Raw genomic sequence first — 6,477 nt, 5'->3', positions numbered from 1 at the left:
TGCTCGGTCAGGCTCAGAAAATGCCCGCTGACCAGGCTCGGCTGGTCGCTGCGGCCCTCGGCCAGGCGGTAGTCGCTGCGGTGGCGCTCCAGGGCGCGGGTGGCCAGGTGCTTGCCGCGCGCGCGGTCGCTGAAGCGGGCCGGGTAGTCGTAGTCTTCCAGGTCCGGCGCGGCGCCGCTGTCGGCGTCGCTTTCGAGCTGGATGCGCGGTTTGGTGAAGTCGTAGTCGCGCCGCGTGGTGCGGCTGGTGCGCGTGGCCAGGCGCAGGCCGAAGCGCTTGATCACCGGTACGTCGGCCACCAGCCCGGTGTCCTGCTGGTAGGCCACCGGGGCCAGGGTGGGGAATACGGTCTGGTCGTCGCCGAACACCAGCGCATGGCCCTGCGGGCTGTGCTGGAAGTGGTAGTGGATACCCTCCTCCTCGCACAGGCGCTGGATGAAGTGCAGGTCGGACTCGTCGTACTGCACGCAGTACACCCGCTCGGGGTACACCGCGCCGAGCACGAAGCGGTGGTCGCTGGCGAGGATGCCGTGCTCCTCGAGCACCTGGGCGATGATCTGCGGCACCGTCTTGTGCTGGAAGATGCGCTGGTTGATGCGGTGTGCCAGGTACGCCAGCTGCGGGCGCAGCACCAGCCGGTAGCGCGACAGGCGCCGCCCCGCTTCGCCCTGCGCGGCGCTGTAGACCAGCCCGTGAATGCCGCTGCCGCTGGGCGACAGCTGCAGGAAGGCGAGCGTGTGCAGGAGGGATTCGAGGTTCAGCGACGCCCGTTCACTGACCAGCTCCAGTTCGAATTCGAACGGCTGGCTGAGCGCTTCGCGCCCGCTGAACGACAGCACCTGAAAGTCGCTGTCGACCCCGTCCAGGGTCAGGGTGAAATGGGGCTGGTTGGCCGCTGAGAACATCCGATGTTCCTCCCGCTGCAAAAACTGGGGTGACAGGCTGCCCCGGCCGGCCATGCTGGCTGGCTGGCTGGCTGGCCGGGGCAGTGAACTAACGCAGGCTTAGCCGGCGACCGGGGTACGCCAGTCGTCCGAGCCGNTGTTCCTCCCGCTGCAAAAACTGGGGTGACAGGCTGCCCCGGCCGGCCATGCTGGCTGGCCGGGGCAGTGAACTAACGCAGGCTTAGCCGGCGACCGGGGTGCGCCAGTCGTCCGAGCCGGAGGTACCGGACACTTCGTGGGTCCAGGTGATCTTGCGGTAGGTGAAGTGCACGTCTTCGAGGTGGGTGAAGTGCGCGTTGGCCGGGTCCTGGCAGTTGTGCATGTAGTCCTTGATGTCGACGATGATCGCGTCTTCGAGCTTGGTGGTGAAATAGTGCTCCTGGGTGCCGGCCGCCGAGGTGCGGTACCAGTGGATGACGATTTCGGTCAGGCGCTCGCCGGAGGTCAGCGCGGCCAGCAGCAGGGGCGAGGCCTTGTCGAAGACCTTGGTGATGACCACCGGCTTGTGCACGCGCTGGCCGGTCGGCTGACCGGACTGCGGGTCGCGCGGGATGATCACTTCGTGGTTGAAGCCCTGGACCATGACCTGGTCTTCGTGGCCTTCCTGGTAGGTGTTGCCGACCGAATCGGCGGTGAAGGCACCGGCGGTGATCAGGCCTTGTTTGGTGCCGGTGACGGACATGTAGGCAGGTGTTGCCATGGGGGTTTGCTCCTTGCAGAAAGTGAAGCCGAACAGGCGAAAAATGCCGTGCGACTGCAAGGAGACAGTTCAAGACGCGTGCCAACTGAAATTTAATTGTTGTTAATCAGTGGCTTGTGTTTTTGCTGTACGTTTTTTGAGCACTTTTGCGCGAGAAAACCCGAAAAAGTGCGCAACTTCTTGCGCAGTACTGTGCAAGAAGTTGCGCAGTTGGCTGCAGGCCACGTTTATTATGGCCTGCAGCAATATATGCACAGGTTTATCCACATTTTGGTGCGCAAGAAGTTGCGCAGCTGGGTGAAAGATGAAATCCCCCGAGAAGAGCGCTCCTCGAGGGGATTCAACCGGTACAAAGCGGCCCTAGGCCGTGGCAGGCTCGAAGGCATTCGGCCGCATCGCCAACAGCACCAGCCCGAACGCGCCTGCCGCCATCAGCAGCGGCAACGCATGCCCGCTCACCCACTGGCTGCCGGCCCCTGCAGCCAATGGCCCGATCAGGCAGCCGATGCCCCACAGCTGCGCCACGTGGGCGTTGGCGCGCACCAGCGCATCATCGCGATAGCGTTCGCCGATCAGGATCAGCGACAGGGTGAACAGGCCACCGGCACTGGCGCCGAACAGCACCCACAATGGCCAGATCGCCGGCGTGTGCATCAGCACCGGAATGGCCAGGCTCGACACCAGCAGGGTCATGGCGCAGCCGGTGAACAGCGTGCGGCGCGACATGTAGTCGGCCAGCGCCCCGATCGGCAGTTGCAGTACCGCATCGCCCACCACCACGGTACTGACCATGAACAGCGCCAGCTCGGTGGTGAAGCCCTGCTGCAGGCAGTACACCGGCAACAGGGTGAGGATCATCGCCTCGAACGCGGCGAACAGCGCAATGGCCCAGGCGATTACCGGCAAGCGCCGGCAGAAGCCCACCAGGTCACGCAGGCCCACACCACAGGCTTCAGCGCTGGGCGCCCCGCTGCGGCCGATCAGCACCAGCGGTGCCACCACCAGCAACCCGGCCCCGATCCAGAAGCCCAGGTCATCCTCCGAACCCAGCACGCCCAGCAGCAGCGGCCCGGCCAGCTGGCTGAGGGCATAGCTGCTGCCATACAGCGCCACCAGGCGGCCACGCCATTGCTCGACCACCAGCTGGTTGATCCAGCTTTCGCCAAGGATGAACACGATGGTCAGGATCACCCCGATCAGCAGGCGCAACGCCAGCCACACCGGATAGCTGGGCAGCAGCGCCAGCAGGCCGATGGACAACGCACCGGCCAGCAGGCACAGGCGCATCAGCGTGGCGGTGCCGAAATACGCCGCCAGGCGGCTGGACAGGCTGGCGCCAACCAGCACGCCAATTGCCGGCATCGCCGCCATCACGCCAATGGCAAAGCTGCCATAACCCCAGCTCTCCAGACGCAGCGATACCAACGGCATGCTCACGCCCAGGGCAAGGCCGACGCTCAGAACCGACGACAGCACGGCGAAGTAGGTAGCCCAACGCATGTGTACTTCCTCGCAGAATGATGGATCGCCACAAGCAACACAGCCGGGCCTGCGCTAACGCAGGGCCCGGCTGTGGCGCGGATCGCTCGGGGCGCGGCACCAGGCCGCACCCATGGCCTTACAGCTTGATCCAGGTGGCCTTGAGCTCGGTGTACTTGTCCAGTGCGTGCAGCGACTTGTCACGGCCGTTGCCCGACTGCTTGAAGCCACCGAACGGCGCAGTCATGTCGCCACCGTCGTACTGGTTGACCCACACGCTGCCGGCACGCAGGGCCTTGGCGGTCTTGTGCGCCTTGCTGATGTCGGCGGTCCATACACCTGCGGCCAGGCCGTAAGGGGTGTCGTTGGCGATCTGGATGGCTTCTTCGACGCTGTCGAAGGTGATCACCGACAGTACCGGGCCGAAGATCTCTTCCTTGGCGATACGCATGGCGTTGCTCACGCCGTCGAAGATGGTCGGTTCGACATAGGTGCCACCGGTTTCTTCGAGGATGCGCTTGCCGCCCACCAGCAGCTTGGCGCCATCGGTGTGGCCAGCCTCGATGTAGGACAGCACGGTGTTCATCTGCTGGGTGTCGACCAGGGCACCAACGGTGGTGGCCGGGTCCAGCGGGTTGCCAGGCTTCCAGGCCTTGAGGGCCTCCAGTACCAGCGGCAGGAACTTGTCCTTGATCGAGCGCTCGACCAGCAGACGCGAACCTGCGGTGCACACTTCGCCCTGGTTGAAGGCGATGGCACTGGCCGCGGCGGCGGCAGCGGCGTTCAGGTCCGGGGCATCGGCGAACACGATGTTCGGGCTCTTGCCGCCGGCTTCCAGCCACACGCGCTTCATGTTCGATTCGCCGGCGTAGATCATCAGCTGCTTGGCGATCTTGGTCGAGCCGGTGAACACCAGGGTATCGACGTCCATGTGCAGGGCCAGAGCCTTGCCGACGGTGTGGCCGTAGCCAGGCAGCACGTTCAGCACGCCGGCCGGGATACCGGCCTCGATGGCCAGCTGGGCGATGCGGATGGCGGTCAGCGGGGACTTCTCGGACGGCTTGAGCACCACCGAGTTACCGGTGGCCAGCGCCGGGCCGAGTTTCCAGCTGGCCATCAGCAGGGGGAAGTTCCACGGCACGATGGCCGCCACCACACCCACAGGCTCGCGGGTTACCAGGCCTAGCTGGTCGTGCGGGGTGGCCGCGACTTCGTCGTAGATCTTGTCGATGGCTTCGCCGTTCCAGCTCAGTGCCTGGGCAGCGCCCGGCACGTCGATGTTCAGCGAGTCGTTGATCGGCTTGCCCATGTCGAGGGTTTCGAGCAGGGCCAGCTCCTCGACGTTCTGCTTGAGCAGCGCGGCGAAACGGATCAGGGTAGCCTTGCGCTTGGCCGGGGCCAGGCGTGACCACACGCCGGACTCGAAGGTGGCGCGGGCGTTTTCCACGGCGCGCTGGGCGTCGGCCTCGTCGCAGCTGGCGACCTGCGCCAGAAGGCGTCCGTCAACCGGGCTCAGGCACTCGAACGTGGCGTTGGAAACGGCGGCGGTGTATTCACCATTGATGAAAGCACGGCCTTCGATCTTGAGTTGCTGGGCACGCTGTTCCCAGTCCGCACGAGTCAGGGTGGTCATACGAAACTCCTCCTGTTGTTGAAATGCAGCGCCGCACGAGGGGCCAGGGCGCTGTCAGAATACGGCCGGAGCGATTGTCGCTCTACGGCACTCGACACCCTAAACTCTGGCACCTGAATTATCAATATATTTGACAATACATGGCCAAATGCCTAGTGATGTGCACTTTATTTAACAATCAGGGGACCCAGACATGAATATCCAGCAGATTGTCGACTTCGCACAGGTACTGACCGAGGCCGAGCGCTACCGCCCGGCTGCCGAAAAAGTGCTCAAGGGCGACCCGGAGCAGGCGGTCTACAACCATTACGCCAGCCCTTGCGGGCAATTCGCCGCTGGCGTGTGGGAGGGAGCGCCCGGGCAATGGACCGTCAATTACACTGAACACGAATACTGCGAGATCGTGCACGGCGTATCGGTGCTGCGCGACGAAGAAGGCAACGCCAAGACCCTGCGCACCGGTGACCGCTTCGTGATCCCGGCCGGCTTCAAGGGCACCTGGGAGGTGCTGGAGACCTGCCGCAAGATCTACGTGATGTTCGAGCCCAAGGCATAGGCCATAGATAGATACCGCCGCGCCAGCCCTCCCTGGCGCGAGCATGGCGGGGTCCTTATCCGGACCCACCTGAACTCAAGGAGCCTCACCATGCAAAAGGATCAACCGGTCGTCTGCCCCATCGAAGCGCTGCAACTGAGCAACGACGAAGTGCTCACCTGCATCGGCCGCCTGGTCGGCACCCGCTACGTGCCGACCGTGAAGGCCTACATCAGCGAACTGACCGGGCGCCAGCGCGTGGTCGGCATCGGCGAGATGTCGACCCGCGAAATGGACCCGCAACGCGTGAACATCAGCGGCAACGAGGCGGGCCTGATCAGCGGTTTCCATTTCGGCTGAACAGAAAATCGCCATAAAAAAAGGCCCGCATCGTGAGATGCGGGCCTTTTTTCGTAAGCCGGGATCAATTACTTGATCTTGGCTTCCTTGTAGATCACGTGCTTGCGAACAACCGGATCGAATTTTTTGATTTCGATTTTGTCCGGAGTGGTGCGCTTGTTCTTGTCGGTGGTGTAGAAGTGGCCGGTATTAGCGGTCGACACCAGACGGATCAATTCACGCATGATTTTCTCCCTTAGACCTTGGCGCCGTTACGGCGAATTTCGACCAGAACGGCATCGATGCCGCGCTTGTCGATGATACGCATGCCTTTGGCAGAAACGCGCAGACGCACGAAACGCTTCTCCGACTCGACCCAGAAGCGGTGATGCTGCAGGTTCGGCAGGAAACGACGACGGGTTTTGTTATTCGCGTGGGAAATGTTATTCCCGGTTACCGGACCCTTACCGGTAACTTGACAGACTCTCGACATGCCTCAGCCCTCTAAAACCACATGCCCAACCCGGCATGGGTTGGCCGCTTAATCTCTCAGTCTTTGGCGCCAGGCGCCGTGTTTCTTCAGGGTCTTATCGGCAAGATCTGCAGATGCGACAAACCGAGCCCCTAGAAAAGAGCGCTGCTTTATACCAGAAAGGCCGGGGTACAACAACATTTGATGTGATCGCACGATGCATGAATCAACCCAGGCCGCCCGGATGCAGGGCTTCCAGCGACAAAACCGCTCGTCGCAATATTCCTTGAAAAAGGAGTTGGCCATTTACGGCCTTGCGCACTAGGGTAGGAGTTTTCCAGACTGCACGGGCAGATGGGCCATTGATCAGCCAAG

8 protein-coding genes are annotated in these 6,477 nt (G+C 63.0%); 2 read left to right on the top strand and 6 right to left on the bottom strand.

The window, feature by feature from the left end:
* The 4 genes from tssI to CR917_RS08175 all read right to left on the bottom strand — a co-directional run.
* Positions 1-905: type VI secretion system tip protein TssI/VgrG (gene tssI / locus CR917_RS08190; protein ID WP_146095048.1), on the bottom strand; the 905-nt coding region annotated here is incomplete at its 3' end.
* Between the two features lie 220 nt (positions 906-1,125).
* Entirely contained in the window at positions 1,126-1,644 is a 519-nt protein-coding gene (locus CR917_RS08185; RefSeq protein ID WP_043859617.1) for an Hcp family type VI secretion system effector, read from the bottom strand.
* A gap of 360 nt (positions 1,645-2,004) precedes the next feature.
* Positions 2,005-3,144, bottom strand: a complete 1,140-nt coding sequence (locus tag CR917_RS08180; protein ID WP_043859849.1) for an MFS transporter — start codon at positions 3,142-3,144, stop codon at positions 2,005-2,007.
* A 118-nt stretch (positions 3,145-3,262) separates the two neighbouring features.
* Positions 3,263-4,756: an aldehyde dehydrogenase gene (locus tag CR917_RS08175; RefSeq protein WP_043859850.1), complete on the bottom strand. Its 1,494-nt coding sequence runs from the start codon at positions 4,754-4,756 to the stop codon at positions 3,263-3,265.
* Positions 4,757-4,949: 193 nt separating this feature from the next.
* On the opposite strand from CR917_RS08175, the gene CR917_RS08170 reads away from it, so the two are divergent.
* Together CR917_RS08170 and CR917_RS08165 are read left to right on the top strand one after the other, a co-directional pair.
* Positions 4,950-5,312, top strand: coding sequence for a cupin domain-containing protein (locus CR917_RS08170; RefSeq protein WP_043859851.1), 363 nt, complete (start codon positions 4,950-4,952; stop codon positions 5,310-5,312).
* Between the two features lie 90 nt (positions 5,313-5,402).
* A complete protein-coding gene (locus CR917_RS08165) occupies positions 5,403-5,651 on the top strand; it encodes a hypothetical protein (RefSeq protein WP_370409248.1) in 249 nt (82 codons plus the stop codon).
* 68 nt (positions 5,652-5,719) lie between these two features.
* On the opposite strand, the gene rpmG is transcribed toward CR917_RS08165, so the two are convergent.
* Together rpmG and rpmB are read right to left on the bottom strand one after the other, a co-directional pair.
* A complete protein-coding gene (gene rpmG / locus CR917_RS08160) occupies positions 5,720-5,875 on the bottom strand; it encodes a 50S ribosomal protein L33 (RefSeq protein ID WP_010225867.1) in 156 nt (51 codons plus the stop codon).
* A gap of 11 nt (positions 5,876-5,886) precedes the next feature.
* Entirely contained in the window at positions 5,887-6,123 is a 237-nt protein-coding gene (rpmB, locus tag CR917_RS08155) for a 50S ribosomal protein L28 (protein ID WP_043859852.1), read from the bottom strand.
* Positions 6,124-6,477: the final 354 nt, after the last annotated feature.

It is taken from the genome of Pseudomonas sp. BRM28 (genome assembly GCF_002939405.1).
GTDB lineage: Bacteria > Pseudomonadota > Gammaproteobacteria > Pseudomonadales > Pseudomonadaceae > Aquipseudomonas > Aquipseudomonas palmensis.
This window is presented reverse-complemented; position numbering and strand designations above follow the sequence as displayed.